The organism is Exiguobacterium sp. PFWT01, assembly GCF_018255795.1.
GTDB lineage: Bacteria > Bacillota > Bacilli > Exiguobacteriales > Exiguobacteriaceae > Exiguobacterium.
Genome location: NZ_CP073755.1, coordinates 377997 through 397890 on the forward strand (window position 1 = coordinate 377997; position 19894 = coordinate 397890).

At 49.6% G+C, this 19894-nt stretch carries 22 protein-coding genes; 20 read left to right on the forward strand and 2 right to left on the reverse strand.

Annotation, left to right across the window (positions count from 1 at the left end):
- The first annotated feature begins 5 nt into the window (after positions 1–5).
- The 3 genes from glpX to KD909_RS02135 all read left to right on the forward strand — a co-directional run bounded on the left by glpX (position 6) and on the right by KD909_RS02135 (position 2751).
- Positions 6–977, forward strand: coding sequence for a class II fructose-bisphosphatase (glpX, locus tag KD909_RS02125; protein WP_012727392.1), 972 nt, complete (start codon positions 6–8; stop codon positions 975–977).
- 87 nt (positions 978–1064) lie between these two features.
- Positions 1065–1991, forward strand: coding sequence for an ATP-binding cassette domain-containing protein (locus KD909_RS02130; protein ID WP_211782222.1), 927 nt, complete (start codon positions 1065–1067; stop codon positions 1989–1991).
- Positions 1981–2751 carry an ABC transporter permease gene (locus KD909_RS02135; RefSeq protein ID WP_047794813.1) on the forward strand — a complete coding sequence of 257 codons (771 nt, stop codon included), beginning with the start codon at positions 1981–1983 and terminating at the stop codon, positions 2749–2751. Before KD909_RS02130 ends, KD909_RS02135 begins: the two co-directional genes overlap by 11 nt.
- A gap of 38 nt (positions 2752–2789) precedes the next feature.
- Here the strand turns inward: KD909_RS02135 and KD909_RS02140 are convergent, their stop codons facing one another.
- On the reverse strand, positions 2790–3485 hold the full coding sequence (locus KD909_RS02140) for a C40 family peptidase (RefSeq protein WP_012727389.1): 696 nt from the start codon (positions 3483–3485) through the stop codon (positions 2790–2792).
- Between the two features lie 382 nt (positions 3486–3867).
- Between KD909_RS02140 and rho the strand changes: the two genes are divergently transcribed.
- The 10 genes from rho (at position 3868) to KD909_RS02190 (ending at position 12078) form a co-directional block, all read left to right on the forward strand.
- Entirely contained in the window at positions 3868–5205 is a 1338-nt protein-coding gene (gene rho / locus KD909_RS02145) for a transcription termination factor Rho (RefSeq protein ID WP_211782223.1), read from the forward strand.
- 82 nt (positions 5206–5287) lie between these two features.
- Positions 5288–5530 carry a type B 50S ribosomal protein L31 gene (locus tag KD909_RS02150; RefSeq protein WP_012727387.1) on the forward strand — a complete coding sequence of 81 codons (243 nt, stop codon included), beginning with the start codon at positions 5288–5290 and terminating at the stop codon, positions 5528–5530.
- A 99-nt stretch (positions 5531–5629) separates the two neighbouring features.
- A complete protein-coding gene (locus KD909_RS02155; RefSeq protein ID WP_211782224.1) occupies positions 5630–6853 on the forward strand; it encodes a cation:proton antiporter in 1224 nt (407 codons plus the stop codon).
- 106 nt (positions 6854–6959) lie between these two features.
- Positions 6960–7571 carry a thymidine kinase gene (locus KD909_RS02160; protein ID WP_211782225.1) on the forward strand — a complete coding sequence of 204 codons (612 nt, stop codon included), beginning with the start codon at positions 6960–6962 and terminating at the stop codon, positions 7569–7571.
- A gap of 82 nt (positions 7572–7653) precedes the next feature.
- Positions 7654–8724 (forward strand): peptide chain release factor 1, encoded by a 1071-nt coding sequence (gene prfA, locus KD909_RS02165; RefSeq protein ID WP_031422224.1) that lies wholly within the window; start codon positions 7654–7656, stop codon positions 8722–8724.
- Complete coding sequence (gene prmC, locus KD909_RS02170) at positions 8721–9581, forward strand: peptide chain release factor N(5)-glutamine methyltransferase (RefSeq protein ID WP_371744399.1); 861 nt, start codon at positions 8721–8723, stop codon at positions 9579–9581. Before prfA ends, prmC begins: the two co-directional genes overlap by 4 nt.
- Positions 9562–10572 (forward strand): L-threonylcarbamoyladenylate synthase, encoded by a 1011-nt coding sequence (locus KD909_RS02175; protein ID WP_012727382.1) that lies wholly within the window; start codon positions 9562–9564, stop codon positions 10570–10572. The genes prmC and KD909_RS02175 overlap by 20 nt, the downstream gene beginning before the upstream one ends.
- 21 nt (positions 10573–10593) lie before the next feature.
- Positions 10594–11094: a low molecular weight protein arginine phosphatase gene (locus tag KD909_RS02180; protein ID WP_012727381.1), complete on the forward strand. Its 501-nt coding sequence runs from the start codon at positions 10594–10596 to the stop codon at positions 11092–11094.
- 4 nt (positions 11095–11098) lie between these two features.
- Positions 11099–11539 carry a ribose 5-phosphate isomerase B gene (rpiB, locus tag KD909_RS02185; protein WP_211782226.1) on the forward strand — a complete coding sequence of 147 codons (441 nt, stop codon included), beginning with the start codon at positions 11099–11101 and terminating at the stop codon, positions 11537–11539.
- Positions 11536–12078, forward strand: coding sequence for a TIGR01440 family protein (locus KD909_RS02190; protein WP_371744400.1), 543 nt, complete (start codon positions 11536–11538; stop codon positions 12076–12078). The genes rpiB and KD909_RS02190 overlap by 4 nt, the downstream gene beginning before the upstream one ends.
- A 53-nt stretch (positions 12079–12131) precedes the next feature.
- Here KD909_RS02190 and KD909_RS02195 read toward each other — a convergent pair whose 3' ends face one another.
- A complete protein-coding gene (locus tag KD909_RS02195) occupies positions 12132–12917 on the reverse strand; it encodes an alpha/beta hydrolase (RefSeq protein ID WP_211782228.1) in 786 nt (261 codons plus the stop codon).
- A 131-nt stretch (positions 12918–13048) separates the two neighbouring features.
- On the opposite strand from KD909_RS02195, the gene glyA reads away from it, so the two are divergent.
- From glyA to KD909_RS02230, 7 genes are all read left to right on the forward strand, one after another.
- Positions 13049–14302 carry a serine hydroxymethyltransferase gene (glyA, locus tag KD909_RS02200; RefSeq protein WP_211782229.1) on the forward strand — a complete coding sequence of 418 codons (1254 nt, stop codon included), beginning with the start codon at positions 13049–13051 and terminating at the stop codon, positions 14300–14302.
- Positions 14303–14306: 4 nt separating this feature from the next.
- The gene (locus tag KD909_RS02205; protein WP_211782230.1) at positions 14307–15254 is read left to right on the forward strand and encodes a hypothetical protein; all 948 of its coding nucleotides are present in this window, start codon (positions 14307–14309) and stop codon (positions 15252–15254) included.
- Between the two features lie 100 nt (positions 15255–15354).
- Positions 15355–15603 carry a hypothetical protein gene (locus KD909_RS02210; protein ID WP_211782231.1) on the forward strand — a complete coding sequence of 83 codons (249 nt, stop codon included), beginning with the start codon at positions 15355–15357 and terminating at the stop codon, positions 15601–15603.
- Between the two features lie 65 nt (positions 15604–15668).
- The gene (locus tag KD909_RS02215; protein WP_211782232.1) at positions 15669–16346 is read left to right on the forward strand and encodes a response regulator transcription factor; all 678 of its coding nucleotides are present in this window, start codon (positions 15669–15671) and stop codon (positions 16344–16346) included.
- Between the two features lie 3 nt (positions 16347–16349).
- Positions 16350–17585 carry a sensor histidine kinase gene (locus KD909_RS02220; RefSeq protein ID WP_211782233.1) on the forward strand — a complete coding sequence of 412 codons (1236 nt, stop codon included), beginning with the start codon at positions 16350–16352 and terminating at the stop codon, positions 17583–17585.
- A gap of 108 nt (positions 17586–17693) precedes the next feature.
- Positions 17694–18392 (forward strand): hypothetical protein, encoded by a 699-nt coding sequence (locus KD909_RS02225; protein WP_211782234.1) that lies wholly within the window; start codon positions 17694–17696, stop codon positions 18390–18392.
- Between the two features lie 204 nt (positions 18393–18596).
- Positions 18597–19811, forward strand: coding sequence for a hypothetical protein (locus KD909_RS02230; protein ID WP_211782235.1), 1215 nt, complete (start codon positions 18597–18599; stop codon positions 19809–19811).
- Positions 19812–19894: the final 83 nt, after the last annotated feature.

A 19894-nucleotide genomic window follows, 5' to 3' on the forward strand; every position in this document is an offset into this window, starting at 1 on the left:
TTCGGGTGGAACGAAGTTTATCGATGGAACTGGTTCGGGTGACAGAAGCGGCGGCGCTTGCTTCAGCCCGTTGGATGGGACGAGGATTAAAAGTCGAAGCGGATGATGCTGCAACGACGGCCATGCGCGACGTGTTTGACACGATTCCGATGAAAGGGATTGTTGTCATCGGTGAAGGGGAGATGGATGAAGCCCCGATGCTATACATCGGAGAAAAAGTCGGGAATGGCTACGGCTCTCGTCTCGATGTCGCCGTCGACCCGTTAGAAGGAACGAACATCGTAGCGACAGGGACGTGGGGAGCCCTTGCGGTTCTCGCGGTCGCGGATGCAGGCGACCTTCTTCATGCTCCAGACATGTATATGGACAAAATCGCAGTCGGACCGGAAGCGGCGGGACTCGTGAGTCTCGACAACTCGATTGAAGAGAACATCGAAATCGTGGCGAAAGCGAAGAAGAAAAACGTGGAAGATGTTGTCGTCACGATTTTACATCGGGATCGTCACGAAGAAACCATTCAACGTGTCCGCGCGACCGGCGCGCGAATCAAATTGATTCCGGACGGGGACGTCGCCGCGGCCATCAATACTGCTTTCCCGAAAACGGGTGTCGATTTGCTTCTCGGTTCAGGTGGGGCGCCAGAAGGTGTCATCGCGGCTGTGGCGATGAAGTGTTTAGGTGGAGACTTCCAAGGACGTTTGCTCCCGGAAGACGAAGCGCAGAAACAACGTTGCCATGACATGGGAATCGAAGACACGGATCGAATCCTCCTCCTCAATGATTTGGTGAAAGGTGAAGATTGTATCTTTGCAGCGACCGGTGTCACAGATGGAGAGCTGTTACGTGGAGTCCAATTCACGTCACAAGGTGGACAGACCCATTCGGTCGTCATGCGTGCAAAATCTGGTACCGTTCGTTTCGTCGAAGGGAACCACTCGCTTACGAAAAAACCAAAAATGGTCATGAAACCAGAATAATCAGAAGTCGTGGATGTGTAAACGTCCACGACTTTTTTGTGATGAAAGCGTCAGAAAACGGGAATGGGTAGTCAGGAGGTGGGGGTGATGATTCAGGTAGAAGGACTCGTCAAGACATTCAAGGATGTTCCGGCTGTCGATGACGTGTCATTTTCTGTGAAAGAAGGGGAAATCTTTGCGTTTTTGGGTCCGAACGGTGCCGGTAAATCGACGACGGTGCAAATGTTGACGACACTCGTGAGACCGACATCTGGAACGGCACGAGTCAATGGATTCGATGTCGTCAAACAAGAAAAAGATGTCCGATTATCGATTGGGGTCGCCTTACAAGAAACAGGGATCGATAAAGTACTGACGGGAAGAGAGCTTCTTGTCTTACAAGGACGTTTGTTTAAGATGTCGAATGAGGAAGCGCAACGTCGAGCGAGTGAGTTACTCGAAGTCGTTTCACTGACGGATGCGGCCGATCGCCGGAGTGGTACCTATTCCGGTGGGATGCGGCGACGTCTCGACTTGGCTCTCACGCTCGTCCATCGTCCAACGGTCTTGTTTTTAGACGAACCGACGACAGGGCTCGATCCGGCGAGCCGAATCGAGATATGGAATGAAGTACGTCGATTGAACGAGGAATTTGGGACGACGATTTTTCTGACGACCCAATACTTAGAAGAAGCGGACGAGTTAGCGGACCGGATTGCCATCATCAACCATGGGAAGATTGTGACTGAAGGAACGGCCGAAGAGTTGAAACAGCTCGTCGGTGGTGAAACGATCGCGATGGACTTTGCCTCGGAATCGGAAGCGACCCTTGCGGCCACAAGATTTCATACAACACGGAATGGCACACACGTGTCGTTTGAGTTACGTGACGTGACGTTGACTGAGATTGTTCGTTCGTTAGATGAACAAGGGCTACAACCTGAGCGATTGACTGTCAAACAACCGTCGCTTGATGATGTGTTCTTGAAAGTGACGGGCGAGTCATACGAAGGAGGCGAGATTCGTGTGGACTGAGACATGGCTATTCACGAAACGGAGTTTGGTGACGACCATCCGAAATCCGTTCTCATTTATTCCGAACTTAATCATCTCTGTCTTCTTTTTACTCGTGTATACGAGCGGACTATCGAGCGTGGCCTCATTGCCTCAGTTCGAAGGGAGCGATTATTTGAACTTCATCTTACCCGTTTCGATTGTTTCAGGTGCGGTCGGGGGAGCGGGAGGGACCGGACAGGCGCTTGTGCGAGATATTGAGAGCGGCTATTTCGCACGGCTCTTGTTGACACCGGCGACGCGTACCGCGATTGTGCTCGGACCAATGATTGCGGGGATGTTGCAATTGCTCGTCCAAACGCTACTCATCTTTGCAGTCGCATTTCTTCTCGGTCTCACGATTCCAGTCGGGGCAATCGGTTTCTTCTTCACCGTACTGCTCGCGATTGGATTTGGACTTGGTTTCGCAGGATATTCAGTAGGTGTCGCCTTGAAGACACGAAACGCTCAAGCGGCGCAGGCTGGTACCCTTTTGTTCTTCCCACTCATCTTCTTGTCAACGACGTTCGTACCGAAAGAATTGATTGAGGCGGAGTGGTTAAAAGTGGCGGCGACGTTCAATCCAACCACGTATATTTTCGAAGGGATGCGGGCGGTTCTGACCCAACCCGAGATTGATTGGGGTGCTTTATCTGCTGGACTCGCAGTGGCTGGGACGATGAGCGTGCTCATGATCGTCTTTGCGGCGACGAACGCGAGAGGGGCATTGAAGCAAAAATAAAACGACTCGGTTCCGATGAACCGAGTCGTGATGTTGTATTAAAGGTATGATCCAGCGCCAACATAGCGTGGTGCCCAGTATCCAGAAGTGAAGCTCGCGTATTTTACGCCGCCTGTTTCTGAGTTGATCATTTGTGTTTTGCTAAGTGCCATTCCGACGTGTTGAATTGTTCCGCCTGAATGTGAGAAGAAGACGAGGTCACCTGCTTGGATCGATGACTTCGAGATTTTCTTCGCGCTTGAGTATTGCTGACGTGAAGAACGTGGAAGTGTTTTCCCGATTGCTTTCTTGTACACGTGTCCAGTATATCCTGAGCAGTCAAACCCTGCAGTTGTTGTTCCGCCATAGCGATACGGTGTACCAAGATATTTCTTCGATTCAGCGACGAGCTTCGAACGTTTGCTTGAAGATGACGTTGAGACCGTTGTTGATGTCGACGTGCTCGCTTTCAAGTACGTATACGTTGAAGATGCTGAGATATAACGGTGTGTGCCTTTATAATTGATTTTGTAGAACGAACCGGATTTACCAAGGTATGTATAGCGTTGACCTTTATCCATTTTCGCGACGACTTTCGATGACGTAAGTGACGGGGCAGTACGGATGTTCAAACCGTTTACTTTCGAGTAAGCAAATGTTCCGGTAGCAGCTTCTGCTTGCTCACCTGTTGAGAACATAAGACCCGAGAAAGCGACAGTGGCAGCGACAACGATTGATGCAATACGCTTTAACATTGTGTAAATCCCTCCGTTTTTTAAAATCAAGACATTCGTATATGACAAATCGAGTAATTTTAATGGTAGAGCACAAGTTGCGGGATATACCCGGTTTCCTGTGCAAATAAACTATATCATGCGCAAGACCGATAGCATTTTTCAATCACAAGTCAAAAAAGCGTTTTCTTGTAACAAAAATGAAACAATATGTGGATATAGCACTTATTTTGTTACAAAACCTTTCGAATCCGTGTAAGAATTTGTACATGAGGGAAATGCTTGAGCAAAACACTCGTTTTGTACAGTGACGGCTTTGAAAAAATGTGGTTAGATGATGGCAGAACAAATGAATCAAGTTGAATTCTTCTTGTAATGAAATGTAGAAAGATAGGTGACTTGAATGAGTCAACAGACAGAACCGACAAAGAACTATACACTTCGTGAACTTGAAACGAAGACGTTGAAAGAATTATATGAGATTGCCAAAGAAGTCAAAGTACCGAACTTTCGAGAAGCGCGTAAGCGTGAGCTCATGTTTCGTATTTTGAAATCACAGGCTGAATCAAAAGATTTATACTTCCTCGAAGGTATTTTAGAGATCATTCCACCGAATCCACAGTCTCAAAATGATGGCGGGTTTGGATTCCTCCGACCAATCAACTACTCTCAATCTTCCGAAGACATTTATATCGCCGCATCGCAAATTCGTCGCTTCAATCTTCGAAACGGGGACCTTGTCACAGGAAAGGTCCGTAAACCGAAAGAGAATGAACGGTTCCAAGGTTTGTTGAGTGTTGAAGCGGTCAACGGAGAGTCGACGGACTCGACGCGTTCGCGTGATTATTTCCCGGCATTGACACCGATTTATCCAGAACAACAGATGGTGCTCGAGACAGAGCCGACCCATCTTTCGGTTCGTGTCATGGATATGATCGCACCAGTCGGGTTTGGCCAACGCGGGTTGATTGTGGCACCACCAAAAGCGGGAAAAACGTCGCTTTTAAAAGAAATTGCCAACTCGATCACGACGAATCATCCGAACGTCGAATTAATCATTCTTCTAATCGATGAACGACCAGAGGAAGTGACGGATATTCAACGCTCTGTACCGGATGCGGACGTGGCGTTCTCGACTTTTGATGAGACACCGGAAAACCATGCGCGTATTTCAGAACTCGTTCTCGAACGCGCGATGCGTCTCGTGGAACATAAGAAAGACGTGGTCATCCTACTCGATTCCATCACACGCTTGACGCGTGCGTACAACCTGTCTGTTCCACCAAGCGGACGGACACTCTCGGGGGGGATTGACCCGGCGGCGTTCCACAAACCGAAAAAGTTCTTCGGAGCGGCACGGAATATCGAGGATGGAGGTAGCTTGACTATCCTCGCGACAGCGCTCGTCGATACCGGATCGCGAATGGACGACGTCATCTATGAAGAGTTCAAAGGAACGGGGAACATGGAACTGCATCTGGACCGGAAATTGGCAGAGCGCCGGATCTTCCCTGCAATCGACATTCGTCGCTCGGGAACACGGAAAGAAGAGTTGTTACTCGGGAAGGACGAACTCGATTCGCTTTGGACGATTCGTCGTACGATGAACGAGTCCCTGGACTTCGTCGAACAGTTCTTACGCCGTGTCCGTGAGACGAAAACAAACCTCGACTTTTTTGCTGCGCTAGAGGCAGATAAGAAAAAAAGACGACCGGTGAAAAAAACGAAAACAGACTTGTAAAACCTATAGTAGGGTGATATTATATTCTAGTGAACTTTCTCTAGGTTGAAAGAATACTTAGGGCCGAAGGAGTTGAAAAGCAATGAAACAAGGAATCCACCCAGAATACCGTAAAGTCGTATTCATGGACTCGACGACAGAATTCAAATTCATCACTGGTTCAACTCGTTACTCTAACGAGACAATCACGATGGAAGATGGAAACGAGTACCCACTCATCCGTGTCGATGTATCTTCTGATTCGCACCCGTTCTACACAGGTCGCCAGAAATTCGCATCTGCAGATGGTCGTATCGAGCGCTTCAACAAGAAATACCAACGTTAATCGTAAAGTTGTATGCTCACCGCCTAGGGATTGCCCTTGGCGGTTTTTTGTTGCATCGACACGGGTAAAGAGACGAAAGTATGTCGTGAGGGGGCCGTTATGGAATTTATACTCATTAGTATCAGCTTGTTGATCGGGGTCGGCATCATGTCTCAATGGTTGGCATGGCGTTATCAAATCCCGGCAATCATCATTATGACCCTCGCTGGAGTATTGGCGGGTCCGATCCTCGGGCTGTTCGATCCGCGTGAATTATTAGGGGATTTATATAGTCCGATCATTTCGTTTGCGGTCGCCATCATCTTATTCGAAGGAAGTCTTGGGCTTCACTTTAGCGAAATCAATCAGTTCCGGAGGTCGATCGTCCGGATTGTCACGATTGGAGTCGCGCTCTCATTTGTCGGGATGTCGCTACTCATTCAATATGTAGGAGGATTACATTGGGTCGTCGCCTGGACGATGGGGGCGCTCTTCGTCGTGACGGGTCCGACTGTCGTCATTCCGTTGTTACGTCAAGCACATTTGAAAGATCGGGTCGGAGCGATTTTGAAGTGGGAAGGCATCATTGTCGACCCTGTTGGAGCATTACTCGGACTCTTCGTCGTTCGACTTGGATACATCGTATATGAAGGTATGGATTTATGGATGCAACTCCTCTTTGCAGGTGCCTGTATTGTAGGGATTGGACTCGGTTACTTGTTCGGCCATCTCTTGATGGGATGGTTTGTGGCAGAAAAAGTACCTCGCTATCTCCGTGCCTCAGTTACGTTGACGGCTGTCCTCATCTTATTCTCACTCAGTGAGCTTATGATGCATGAAGTCGGGCTTCTCGCCGTGACGGCGATGGGGATGACGATGGCCAATACGAAGCATCGGGATGAAGAAATCATCGAAGAACTGCAATCATTCAAAGAGGATATTTCAATCTTGCTCATCTCGTCTGTCTTCATCTTGTTGACGGCTTCCCTGTCCCGGGCCGAGCTGTTGAATATTTTCCAATGGCCGCTTCTCTTGACGATTGCGGGCATTCTGTTCTTGGTTCGCCCAGTTGCGATTTACTTGTCGACCATCGGTGGAGGTTTGCCACTAGCGGAACGAGGATTCATTGGTTGGATTGCCCCACGCGGGATTGTCGCGATGACGGTCGCGGGATTCTTTGCTGAAGAAGTCGCGCATCTCGGGATTGATGATGCGAAACAAATGTTGCCGCTCACACTCGGTCTCGTCTTCATTTCCGTCACAATGCACGGTCTCACGATTCGACCGCTCGCGCGTAAATTAAAATTAATCGATGAACAAAAAGAGGCGAACGCTGACGAATAAAGGACGGAGTTCTTTCAATCAGCGTTTAGGAGAAGTCAACCCTTTTCCTCAACTCGAAAGATAGGTATAATCGGTAAGCGATTATCGATGGAGAGGGCGAAGAACAATGATGCATGTGACGAACCGATATGGTTGGATTGAAGTGATTTGTGGGAGTATGTTTTCGGGGAAGTCGGAGGAATTGATTCGCCGAGTCCGCCGTGCTCATTATGGAAAGATTCCGGTCCAAGTGTTCAAACCAGCAATCGACGACCGGTATCATGAAGAGAACGTCGTCTCACACACAGGGAACTCGGTCGTGGCCGTGCCGATTGCATCGAGCCAAGAATTATATGATGCTGTACGTGAAGAAACACAGGTCATCGCGATTGATGAGGTACAATTCTTTGATGAGGGAATTGTGGACGTCATCGAACAACTTGCGAACGAAGACAAACGCGTCATCTGCGCCGGGCTCGACATGGACTTTCGGGGCGAACCGTTCACGATGATGCCTGAACTGTTGTCACGCGCGGAGTTCGTGACGAAACTACAGGCAATCTGTTTATCATGCGGCGCGCCTGCTTCACGGACACAGCGTCTGATTGACGGGCAACCGGCTCGGTATGAGGACCCGGTCATCTTGGTCGGGGCTTCCGAGTCTTACGAACCACGATGCCGACATTGTCATGATGTACCGAATAAACCACATCCGGTCCGCCATACGGTGTTAGACTGATGAATCGACGGACCGCCCTCGGCGGTCCGTTTTTTTGCTATAATAGATAGAGTTTGATTTGACGGAGAAAGGACGGATCATCATGTTTGACCGTTTAAGTGTATTAGAAGATCGTTACATGCAATTGAATGAAATGCTCGCCGATCCTGAGGTGCTCAGTGACTCGACGAAGTTGAGACAATATTCGAAAGAGCAGGCACAACTAGAAGAGACGGTACAGATGTATCGTCAGTATAAAGAGACAAGTCAGGCGTTCAAGGAAGCGAAATCGATGCTTGAAGACCGGACGCTCGACGCCGATATGCGCGAATTGGCAAAAGAAGAGATGAACCTCCTCGAGCCAGAAGTCAAAGAGCTAGAGGCGAAACTGCGGATTTTATTGCTTCCAAAAGACCCGAACGATGACAAGAACGTCATCGTCGAAGTCCGAGGGGCGGCAGGCGGAGACGAAGCGGCGCTCTTTGCGGGAGATTTGTATAAGATGTATACGCGATTTGCTGAACGTCAAAATTGGAAAGTGGAACTGATTGACGCGAACTATACCGAACTCGGTGGATTTAAAGAAGTGACGTTCATGATCAACGGAGCAGGCGCCTATTCAAAGCTCAAGTTTGAGAACGGAGCACATCGTGTGCAGCGGGTCCCGTCGACGGAGTCGGGCGGACGAATCCATACGTCCACAGCTACGGTAGCCGTTCTCCCAGAGGCAGAGGATGTCGAAGTGCACATTGATATGAAGGACGTACGGGTCGATACGTTCACTTCATCTGGTCCAGGTGGGCAATCGGTCAACACGACGCAATCGGCTGTCCGTTTGACACACATCCCGTCAGGACTCGTCGTATCGTGCCAAGATGAGAAGTCGCAACATAAAAATAAAGACAAGGCGATGAAGGTCCTTCGGGCACGTCTCTATGACAAGATGCAAAGCGAACATATGGAAGAATTATCGGCACAGCGTAAATCGGCTGTCGGAACAGGTGACCGTTCCGAACGGATCCGCACGTATAACTTCCCGCAAAGTCGTGTCACAGATCATCGGATCGGCTTGACCCTTCAGAAGTTGGACCGTGTCCTAGCAGGTGAACTCGAAGACATTATCGACGCACTCATCATGGACGAACAGGCACGTCTCATGGAGGATGCGGAATGATGCGGATTGCCGCGCTACTTAAGCGGACGGAAGAACGACTAGTTGAAGCTGGGCGCGACCGTGCGGCTGCCGAGTGGTGGCTCATGCATGTGCTACAAGTCGATCGCACCGGTCTCCTCGTTCGTTTGTCGGATGAATTGTCCTCAGATGAGGCGGCACGGTTCGAGGCGGGAATCGAGCGTTTATTGATGGGAGAACCGGTACAGCACGTAATCGGACATACTCCCTTTTACGGGCGTTCGTTTGAAGTGAACCGGGACGTGTTGATTCCGAGACCAGAAACGGAAGAACTGATCGATTGGGTGCTCGGACAAATTCGTCACGTGAAGGATGATGAGATTGTCGATGTCGGAACGGGAAGCGGAGCAATCGCAATCACGTTGAGCCTTGAGCTCGGAGTACGCGTGCAAACCGTTGATATTTCACGTGAGGCGATTGAAGTCGCTAAGCGAAATGCAGCCGCGCTCGGGGCAACTGTACAGTTTTATGAAGGCGACGGGCTCGCCCCGATTGCGGACCACTCGATTCGCGTTCTCGTCTCAAATCCACCCTATATCGAGGCGGATGAATTGTTGGATGAGACGGTCGTCGGCTACGAACCGCATCTCGCCCTCTTCGGAGGAAAAGATGGGCTCGACATGTATCGGCAATTGATTGCAGAGTCGGTGCGCGTTTTACGTGCCGATTGGCATTTGATTGCGTTTGAAATCGGGTATAACCAAGGACAAGATGTGAAATCATTACTGTCTGAACGTTATCCTGAAGCAGAAACGGGTATTTTAAAAGATATAAACGGCAAGGACCGTATCGTCTATGCCGTAAGGGAAGGGATTGCGTATGGAAACGAAATGGATTAATTCGAATGAGATTGAAGAGGGGGTACGTCTTCTTCAAGCGGGTGAAATCATCGCCATGCCGACAGAAACCGTCTATGGTCTCGCGGGAGATGCCATGAACGATGTGGCAATTCGAAAGATTTTTGAGGCAAAAGGTCGTCCGTCGGATAACCCGCTCATCGTCCATATCGCTTCAATCGAACAAACGAGTTTGTTTGTCGATTCGATTCCTCCTGTTGCCAAACGCTTGATGGATGCGTTTTGGCCAGGCGCTTTGACGATCATCTTGCCTTCAAACGGCCGAGCCTCTTCGCTCGTGACCGCGGGCCTCGATTCCATCGGGCTCCGGATGCCGAATCATCCGGCAGCACTCGAATTAATTCGTAAGTCGGGATTAGGACTTGCGGCTCCGAGTGCGAATCGTTCGGGACGTCCTTCACCGACGACCGCTCAACACGTCGCGGATGACTTGAACGGACGAATCGCAGGAATCGTGGATGGAGGTCCTACCGGAATCGGAGTCGAGTCAACCGTTGTGGATTGTACGGGTGACACGGTAACGATTTTACGACCAGGTGGTGTGACGCGAGAAGAAATGGAAGCCGTCATTGGCCCAGTCGCCTTAGATGCCAATTTGAGCAACGATGAAGCCGCGCCACGATCGCCGGGAATGAAATATACGCACTATGCCCCGACAGCACCTGTTTTTTTAGTCGATGGGACACGTGAAGATTTGGAGCGTGTCATCGAGGAGCGGAAGCAAGCGGGGTTACGAATCGGTGCCCTCGTCTTCGACGAGAACCCGACACCGGCTGAGGTCACGTATTCACTCGGGACCTCGATGGAAGTGGCGGCGCAACGCTTATACGATGCGCTTCGTCGATTTGATGAAACAGACGTGGATGAGATTTATGTGAACACGATTGAACCGGTCGGAGTCGCATTAGCCGTCTATAACCGTTTATACAAAGCGGCGGGCGGAAAGGTTGTGCACCCGACGAAAGATGCCTAAAGACATAGAGGAGGACACGCGATGTCAATGAAACGCGTATTATTCATATGTAGTGGCAACACGTGCCGAAGCCCGATGGCGATGGCCTTGCTCCGTTCGAAGATGACCGGGGACGAGTTTGATATTCGCTCAGCTGGTCTACGGACGATGCAAGGATTCGATGCTTCAGAAAATGCACTGCAAGTTCTCAGAGAACGTGGGATTGAGCTCGATCATGTCACCCAGACGTTCGATGAAGTGTTAGGGAATTGGGCGGATATTATCTTGACGATGACACGCGCACACCGTGAACAAATTCGGGATACATACCCGGATTTGTCTGAGCGGACGTACACGCTCTATGAATTCGTGACGGGGCTCGAGCGAGACATCAACGACCCGTTTGGCGGTTCGATGAATGTGTATCGCCAAGTGCGAAACGAACTCGAACCACTCGTGAATCGACTTGTGTTAAAATTAACGAATGACGGGTCAAAGGTGACGAAACCACCGAGACGCCTACCAAAGAAGACGGGGGAATGAACGAATGAAAATTGCAATTGGCGCCGATCATGGCGGCTTCAACTTGAAAAAAGAAATCGTAGCCTTGCTTGAGGAACTCGGACATGAGTATAAAGATTTCGGGACGCACTCGGCGGACTCGATCGATTACCCAGACGTGGCCATCCCGGTCGCGGAAGCGGTAGCAGCAGGAGAGTTCGATCGTGGAATTTTGATTTGTGGTACGGGAATCGGAATCGGGATTGCGGCGAACAAAGTCAAAGGGATTCGTGCGGCACTCGTCCATGACTCATTCAGCGCGAAAGCGACACGTCAGCATAACGACTCGAACATCATGACGTTGGGCGAGCGTGTCATCGGACCTGGTCTTGCACTCGACTTGGTGACGACGTGGCTCGATACGGACTTTGAAGGCGGACGCCATTCAAACCGTGTCGACAAGATGAGTGCTTACGAATCGAAGTGAGTCAAATGAAGACGGAACTTCTCGGATTTTTGACGGAGCTTCACGAACGGTTCCCGTTGAATGATGAGCGCATTCTCGTCATCGGATGCTCGACGAGTGAAGTGCTCGGAAAAACGATTGGGAAGGCAGGTTCCATTGATGTCGCAAGCGAATTGATGGAAGCATTCCTTGAATTTAGAGAGAAGACAGGTGTCCATTTGGCGTTTCAAGGGTGTGAGCATATCAATCGTGCCCTCACTGTTGAGCGCGGGACACTCAAACAGTTCGGTCTCACAGAAGTGACGGTCGTCCCGGTCCGTTCCGCGGGCGGGGCGATGTCGGAGAAGGCGTATGCGAACTTCGAGGAGCCATGTGTCGTCGAATCGATTCAAGCAGATGCCGGGATTGATATCGGCTCGACATTAATTGGGATGCATTTGAAGCCGGTCGCCATTCCGGTCCGGTTGTCATCGAAGCATCTCGGCGAGGCGTACGTCACGTTTGCGGTCACGAGACCGAAACTGATTGGTGGGCCAAGGGCTCAGTATCCAAATAAATGAAGAAAGCATCGCATTTAGGTTTTTCGACCGAATGCGATGCTTTTTTGTTCAAATTATAAATCTTCGCCGAATAGATAGGAGATGACCATCGGGAAACGCTCGCGCCAGGCGAGCTCATTGTGAACTCCTTCTTCAATCACTTCGAAGCGGATGTGCTCGACCTTGTCTTTTAACAAGTTGTACACGCGTTCGCTCGACTCACGATACATTTCATTTGTTGGCCCATTTTCAATCGGTTCCTCGACCTCTTTCGCGCCGACGTCCAAGTAAAGACGTTCCACTCCCTTCAAATCGCTCGCCTCAATCAATTGTTCCAGCTCGGTTTGGTTGAACCAAAATGCAGAGGATAGGGAAGCGACGCGTTTGAAGATGTCTGGATACACACAGGCTGCGTACACCGAGATGAGTCCACCCATCGAACTCCCCATCATCGCTGTCGCTTCCGGGATCGTCCGATAGTCGGCATCGATTTGAGGTTTCAATTCCTGCGCGATGTATTCGATATAGGCGGAACCTTGCCCGCCGAGCACGATGTCACGACCGAGCAAGCTCTCCCCGATATAAGGGTTTTCCCATGGTCCATACTCATCGAGGCGTTGTTCGCCTGGTGCACTATCGAGGGCGACGACAATCAAGTCGCGCTTCGAGGCATCTAAGTATTCACCGACGCGCCAGCTCATATTGTAGCTCGCATCCTCGTCATCAAAGCAGTTCTGTCCATCGTGCATGTAGAGGACCGGATATCGTTTTTCGGATGTCTCATAGTCGGCAGGTGTGTAAATTCGGATCGTTCGTGTCCGTTCGAACGGTGTAATCGTCAGTTCTTTTGTCTCAATCATAAGTGGCCTCCTCACAGTTACATTCCTATTAATGATACCCAACTTTTCATCAGATTATTGCGATACCCAAAAAAACAAGCGTGTGGTACGATGGGGGTGTTGATTTTTAGACATTTAGAGGGGGTCTTCACATGGTAAACACGACGAAGTTGAAAGTGCAGGATGCGGAATTGTTTGAGGCAATGCAACACGAGCTCGGTCGTCAGCGCGACAACATCGAACTCATCGCTTCAGAAAACTTTGTTTCAGAAGCGGTCATGGAAGCGCAAGGAGGCGTATTGACGAACAAATATGCCGAAGGATATCCGGGACGCCGTTACTATGGTGGCTGTGAGTTTGTCGACGTCGCTGAGAACTTGGCGCGTGACCGTGCGAAAGAATTGTTCGGTGCAGAACATGCGAACGTACAACCACACTCGGGTGCACAAGCGAACATGGCGGTCTACTTCACGGTGCTTGAAGCAGGAGATACGGTTCTCGGAATGAACCTGTCTCATGGTGGTCACTTGACGCACGGGAGTCCGGTCAACTTCTCAGGTGTGCAATATAACTTCGTCGAATACGGTGTAGACAAAGAGACAGAACACATCGATTATGACGTCGTCGCTGCACTTGCGAAAGAACATAAGCCGAAATTGATTGTCGCGGGAGCATCAGCATACCCACGTACGATCGACTTCGCGAAATTCCGTGAGATCGCGGACAGTGTCGATGCTTACCTTATGGTCGATATGGCGCACATCGCTGGACTCGTGGCAGCGGGGCTTCACCCGAACCCGGTCGAGCATGCGCACTTCGTCACGACGACGACGCATAAGACGCTTCGTGGACCACGTGGCGGAATGATTCTTTGTAAAGAAGAGTTCGCCAAAGCGATCGACAAGTCGATTTTCCCAGGGATTCAAGGTGGACCACTCATGCACGTCATCGCAGCGAAAGCGGTCGCGTTCGGTGAGGCACTCCAACCGGAATTCAAAGATTACCAACGTCAAGTCATTGCGAATGCGCAAGCACTTGCGGCAGGTCTTGAAGAAGAGGGACTCCGAATCGTATCGGGCGGAACGGACAATCACCTCTTGCTCGTCGATCTTCGAGGAATCGACATCACAGGTAAAGCGGCTGAGCATGCACTAGATGCAGCGGGAATCACGGTCAATAAAAACACGATCCCATTCGACCCGGCATCACCGTTTGTCACAAGTGGAATCCGTCTCGGAACGGCTGCGATGACGACTCGTGGTTTCAAAGAAACGGATATGAAAGAAGTGGCACGTCTCATCGGGCGTGTGCTCAAACAACATGAAGACGAGGCGGTAATCGCGGAAGCACTTCAAGACGTGCAATCGTTAACAGCGAAGTTCCCGCTTTACCCTGAACGAGGCTGAGTCAATGGATATTCGGACACTAGCAGAACGAGAGCTATCCGAACTTCCATTGTTCGATATGACTGAATGGTTGGCTCGTAAAGGGGAATACGATCCGTCTTTCCGTCTTGTCGCCAGTGAGTTTGGTGTCATCACGACGCTCCTCGACCATGGCTATTATGAAGAAGCGAGTGAACGAATCGTGCCGCTCCTCGGGATGAAAGTGCCTGCTGCTTTCCATCGACTAGGTCTTGCGCTAGAAGTAAAGGCGAACGGAAAAAAAGCGGCCAAGCGCCGCTTTCGTTCGTTCTCGTCGGCTGTCATCCAACATTCGGATTTAGCCGAATGGCGACAGGCGTTCAAGTTCGATAAGAAATGGCTCGGACTCCCGCTTGTCGTTGGTCTTGCAGCTGTGGCGCTCGTATTTTGGCCAGATTCGGAACCGCCGGTCGTCACGCCGGACGAACCGGACGAAGTCGTTGTCGAGACGGTGACAGAAGAAGAAGCGCTCGCGGAACGTCTTGAAGAACTTGAGGCAGAGGTCGCTCGACTCGAAAAAGAGAATGAGAAGCTTCAAGATTCGGACGAACAGAAGCCAGAGGAATCGACTGAAGAAGCACCGGACACCTCAACGGATGTCGTACCGCTGACCGAGGTGGAAGCACTCGTCCAAGACAAACAGTATGAAAAAGCCGACCGCCTATTAGGTGGGAAAGCGAAAGTCGGACAAGAACAAGCAGTCGGATTTTATCGACTTCTTGTCGACAATAAATTGGGACAAGCGGAGATTGCGGACTATGCGGCTTATCTCGAGTCGTATCCAGAATCCGGTTACAAGGCAGATGTCCTTTGGATGAAAGGGATTGCCGAGAAAAAAGCGAATGACCCAGCGTACCGTGAAACGTTGACGACCGTTTCTGAGATGGAAGGGACGTATTGGGCACCGATTGCGAAGTCCGTGCTCGAAGAATAAGGTGCTACATGAGTAGCGCCTTTTCTCATGAAATTCTAATGAAGTACACCACGATTTCTCGTTTTCCTGTCGTATGATTTGAGATAGGAGGGATGCGTGTATGAAACGTGTAATGAAAACCATTGGAACAACTTTATTGGCGATCGGACTTATGGGAATCGGACTTGCCGGATTTTTGTTCTTCACTTCACCTGGACAATCCAGCCTGTCGCAACTATCGCTAGCGGCGCTGGAAGTCGAACAGCAGATGGAACAAGTCGATACGAAGTGGGATGAATGGGAAGATGATTTAGAAAGACGAATCGAGCAAGCCATTCCAGAAGGCGTTCGTCTGTTTTTTGCGGATTGAATTCGGGAAATGAATAACAATACGTCGAGCGAACCGCTCGGCGTTTTTTCAAAGGAGTGAGCAGGATGCAGACGATTCTCGTCGTAGAAGATGATTCGAAGATTGCGCGATTACTGGAATTGGAATTGAAGCACGCCGGGTATGCGGTCATGGTGGCGACAGACGGTCGTACCGGTTTGGAACGAGCGCTCGCTGACGATGTCGACCTCGTGTTGCTTGACGTGATGTTGCCTCAAATGAGTGGACTCGAGGTCGTCCGTCGTCTGAAAGAAGAGCGACCTTTGTTACCCGTTCTGATGGTGACGGCCCGTGGCGATCGATACGACAAAGTGAGTGGACTCGATCTTGGCGCAGACGATTACATCACAAAACCATTTGAAATAGAAGAAGTGCTCGCACGGATTCGGGCATTTTTACGAATGCGCCAGCTTGTTCGTCAAGACCATTCCGAACAGGTGTTGACATATGAGACATTGACTGTCGACGTGAATCGTCATGAAGTATATTGTGACGGAAAGAAAGTAGAGTTGACTCGACGTGAGTTTGACTTGTTGGTTTTCTTTTTAGAGAATCCGGAGCGAGTTTTGACGCGCGACCAACTCGTCGAACACGTATGGGGATTCGACTATTATGGGGATACGAACGTCGTGGACGTGTATGTCCGATACGTCAGGAAAAAATTGACCGGCTCTTGGATTCAAACGGTTCGCGGTGTCGGCTATATGTTGAAGCGTGGTGAGTGACCGATGCTACGAACAAAAATTGCGTGGGCGATGACAGGGTTCATGTTGTTGCTTCTTCTCGTCTCCTTTGGCGTAACCTGGTTCGTCGCCAGACAGGAAATTGTCGATTCGCGTTTTGACGTGTTACTGCAGGCGTTGAATCTATTAGAAGAAGATGTCCGGAATAGCGATGCGGTATTGTCACTACATGAGGACAGTGTCGTGCTAGAACGTCAAGAAAATGGCGAATGGGGAATCATCGGAGGAGAAGTGCCGGACGGAACGACGTTTCCCATCAATTACGGGGAACCGGCCCTCATCGATGATTGGTTTGTGGTCGCGACGACGGATGGACTGGCGTTCGGCTTTCAGGATCGAGATGTGAGCAATACGATTCAAGCGCTCGCAACCATTTTTCTCGTCATGTTCTTCCTTGCCGTTCTCTTGACCTTCCTCGGGACGTGGTGGATTTTACGTCAAGGTCTGTCACCGTTACGCCAATTGACAGAGACGATGGAGCGGATCACGGAGTCCGGTAAGTTAGAGACGATCGAAGTGGCTGACCGAAAGGATGAAGTGACGACCCTTTCGAACGGATTTAATCATATGATTGAGCGAGTCGAAGGGACGATGGAACAACAACGCCGTTTCGTCGCCGATGTTTCACATGAACTCAAGACACCGTTGACCGTCATCGAGGGCTATGCGAAGTTATTGCAACGGTGGGGACAAGAAGATGAGCGTGTACGTGCCGAAGCGATTGATCACATTTTAACGGAGTCGCGCCAAATGCGACATGATTTGATTGAACCGATGCTCGAATTGAATCGGTTCGCTGCACTCGAACAGGTAGAGCGAGAAGAAATCGATTTAGCTGAACTTGGGGAATCCATAGGAGAACGTTTTGTACGGTCGCACGGCGTCCAGTTACCTATTGAAGCTACAGGAAGCTGGTTCGGTCATCGTGAGTCGTTACAGCGGATTCTTGTCATCCTATTAGACAATAGTTTGAAATATGCGGAAGAGACGAGTCTTCATTTGAAGAGTGATCGGATTGAGGTACGCGATCGAGGACCCGTTCTAACGGATGATGTGAGGAATCGGCTGTTCGACCGATTTTATCGATTGGATGAAGCGCGCGATCGAAGTGGGAGCGGTCTCGGTCTCGCGATTGCGAAAGAAGTGGCGGATTTGAACGAGTGGACGATTGGAAGTAGATCGAATCATCCGGATGGCAGTATATTTTTCCTGACTCGATGATGAATATTTCGCATTTTCTCATCAACTTCTAATGAAGCCTTAAATCTGCTCTCACGGAAGAGGCTTATGATGAAAATAAGAAGAACACATCATGAGGAGGAAATAAACATGAAACGCATCGGTTGGATTATCGGCGCATTATTAGCCGTCATGGCAATTGTTGGAATTGGATTTTACGTAAACGGGAACCAGACGGATACGGTCATCGTGCCACAAGCAATCAATCAAGCGAGTGACGATCGATCAACGGACAACCCAGATGACTCTGCTACATCGGATGGCTCAAGTAGCGCATCAGATGATTCGTCAGCAGCGCGAGTGGGAGATGGGGACGACTACGAACTATACGGGACGCTCGTGAAGTTATCGAAAGAAGATGTCACCATCAGCTTCAATGGAAAAGAGTCGACATACCCTTTAGCGGCGACACATGAAATCGATGACGATACACCGCAAGTGGGTGACCGGGTAAAACTCGAATTGAACCGAGATGATGAAGTGAAGGAAGTGGACCGTGAGAGTGGTGAGGATGATATGTATGTTTACGGCACGCTCGTCAAACTCACAAATCAAGAAGTCACGATTAAAATCGATGGGGAAGACAACGTCTATCCTCTTGCCTCACGTTCTGAAATCGATGATGACACCCCGCGTGTCGGCGACCTTGTCAAACTTGAACTGAATCAAAAAGGGGAGGTTGTTGAAGTCGACCGTGAATCGGAGGACGACCAGAACGAACGAGATGATTCTTCGCAGGACGACTCATCTCAAGATGACTCACCTGAAGATGAGCGAGAAAACGACTGATGGTGTGACGAAAAGGACTAATCTTTTGATGGATTAGTTCTTTTTTTGTGGCTAGACGTTGAGGCATAAAATGGATTGGACCGCTTTTATCAAATCATCAGAAACGTAATAATTCTGAAATCATCACAAAAATAGGTTATATGTTATGATGTACAAGAAAAATTTAGGTGGTTTCCACCTAATTGGGAATGAGGAGGGACATCAATGCGTACGTATTGGGGAATCTTACTCAGTTGTATCTTGTTGAGTGGATGTGGTGCCGAGACGTTGAACGCGATTGAATTACGTCCTTTGTCTTCCTATCGAGTCGAGCAAGATCCTGAGATACCATTAACGAAACAAACACAAGAGAAGCTACTTACATACTGTGAGCGTCGTCCGACAGATGTCTTGCCCGAGCGACGAGCCAAGGTGGCGGAAGTGACGTTTCATCATCCGCTCTATGAAGTACTCGGTTCCAAAACAGTGAAATATTTTGCAGCGGGGGATGAACGATATGTCACCTGTGCGAACAGCAATGAGTTGATGGAGCGAACATTTGCCGTAGAGCCCATTCAAGCGTTTGAAGCGCTCGAGCCAGAGCGTTTTCAAGAGTCGAAAGTGGTCTCGACGATTGAGTTTGAGCGTATCGACGACCTTAAATCGGTTACCAGTACGTTCAACTTGAACGAGACGCATGAAGAAGTGATATCCGATTCAGCTTTTCGTTACAAGACGCCGGATACGGGGGCAATCTATGTGACGTTCGAGACGATTCGAAACGGGCGTACACTTGACCCAATCATTGAACCAAAACTATACCCGTTTCAAAGCGGAGAAAATGAAGGGTATGTCTTCTTGACGAGGCGGGCGGATGATCGTCTCACCCTTCAAATCGGTGAGGCGCCCTCGCTCAGACAACTCGTGCTTCCGAGTATGTATGAGGCTCCTTACATGAAAGTCGACCCGAAAGAAGAAGAGCTCTCACTAAAAGGAGATCACCGAGAACTCATGAAACGCATCATCTTATCGGATCAACCGATTGAAGAAGATGTGACTGAAGAGACGTCGTTGTCGTTATCGAAAACATATGGAACGGTCCTCGAAATCTGGGGACATGTCCGCCGTCCTGTGACAAACAAGATGTCCACGCGCCCGGCCGAAGGAGAGACGCGCCTAGCCGTTTTTGAATCGGATCAAGATACAATCTGGTTAGACGGACCGAAAACGCAAGAATTGTTTGACGCTTTGTCTCATATTCAGCCGCATGAAAAACCGTCTGTAGCTTTCAAAATCGGAGACTTGCATCTGTATGAAGAATTGACCGAGCAATCCTTTGATGTATGGAAGACGGAAACAGAACTCTATTTAGTCGATCCACACACATCACAATCGTATGAACTTCCAGCCAATGACTATTTCCAGATCAATCAGCCATAAGTGGCGTCTGACCTTTGATAAATTAGAAGTTGGCTCTACCCATCTCAACAGACTTAGGGTACAATGCTCGAGAGAGAATGAGA

What these genes read in the sequence shown, in the direction of transcription:
- KD909_RS02215 (WP_211782232.1), top strand. Translation starts at nt 15,669, where the DNA reads ATGCAGACGATTCTCGTCGTAGAAGATGATTCGAAGATTGCGCGATTA.
- KD909_RS02140 (WP_012727389.1), bottom strand. Translation starts at nt 3,485, where the DNA reads ATGTTAAAGCGTATTGCATCAATCGTTGTCGCTGCCACTGTCGCTTTC.
- prfA (WP_031422224.1), top strand. Translation starts at nt 7,654, where the DNA reads ATGTTTGACCGTTTAAGTGTATTAGAAGATCGTTACATGCAATTGAAT.
- KD909_RS02195 (WP_211782228.1), bottom strand. Translation starts at nt 12,917, where the DNA reads ATGATTGAGACAAAAGAACTGACGATTACACCGTTCGAACGGACACGA.
- KD909_RS02180 (WP_012727381.1), top strand. Translation starts at nt 10,594, where the DNA reads ATGTCAATGAAACGCGTATTATTCATATGTAGTGGCAACACGTGCCGA.
- KD909_RS02225 (WP_211782234.1), top strand. Translation starts at nt 17,694, where the DNA reads ATGAAACGCATCGGTTGGATTATCGGCGCATTATTAGCCGTCATGGCA.
- KD909_RS02220 (WP_211782233.1), top strand. Translation starts at nt 16,350, where the DNA reads ATGCTACGAACAAAAATTGCGTGGGCGATGACAGGGTTCATGTTGTTG.
- prmC (WP_371744399.1), top strand. Translation starts at nt 8,721, where the DNA reads ATGATGCGGATTGCCGCGCTACTTAAGCGGACGGAAGAACGACTAGTT.
- KD909_RS02205 (WP_211782230.1), top strand. Translation starts at nt 14,307, where the DNA reads ATGGATATTCGGACACTAGCAGAACGAGAGCTATCCGAACTTCCATTG.
- KD909_RS02160 (WP_211782225.1), top strand. Translation starts at nt 6,960, where the DNA reads ATGATGCATGTGACGAACCGATATGGTTGGATTGAAGTGATTTGTGGG.
- rho (WP_211782223.1), top strand. Translation starts at nt 3,868, where the DNA reads ATGAGTCAACAGACAGAACCGACAAAGAACTATACACTTCGTGAACTT.
- KD909_RS02130 (WP_211782222.1), top strand. Translation starts at nt 1,065, where the DNA reads ATGATTCAGGTAGAAGGACTCGTCAAGACATTCAAGGATGTTCCGGCT.
- KD909_RS02175 (WP_012727382.1), top strand. Translation starts at nt 9,562, where the DNA reads ATGGAAACGAAATGGATTAATTCGAATGAGATTGAAGAGGGGGTACGT.
- KD909_RS02230 (WP_211782235.1), top strand. Translation starts at nt 18,597, where the DNA reads ATGCGTACGTATTGGGGAATCTTACTCAGTTGTATCTTGTTGAGTGGA.
- KD909_RS02150 (WP_012727387.1), top strand. Translation starts at nt 5,288, where the DNA reads ATGAAACAAGGAATCCACCCAGAATACCGTAAAGTCGTATTCATGGAC.
- KD909_RS02210 (WP_211782231.1), top strand. Translation starts at nt 15,355, where the DNA reads ATGAAACGTGTAATGAAAACCATTGGAACAACTTTATTGGCGATCGGA.
- rpiB (WP_211782226.1), top strand. Translation starts at nt 11,099, where the DNA reads ATGAAAATTGCAATTGGCGCCGATCATGGCGGCTTCAACTTGAAAAAA.
- glyA (WP_211782229.1), top strand. Translation starts at nt 13,049, where the DNA reads ATGGTAAACACGACGAAGTTGAAAGTGCAGGATGCGGAATTGTTTGAG.
- KD909_RS02155 (WP_211782224.1), top strand. Translation starts at nt 5,630, where the DNA reads ATGGAATTTATACTCATTAGTATCAGCTTGTTGATCGGGGTCGGCATC.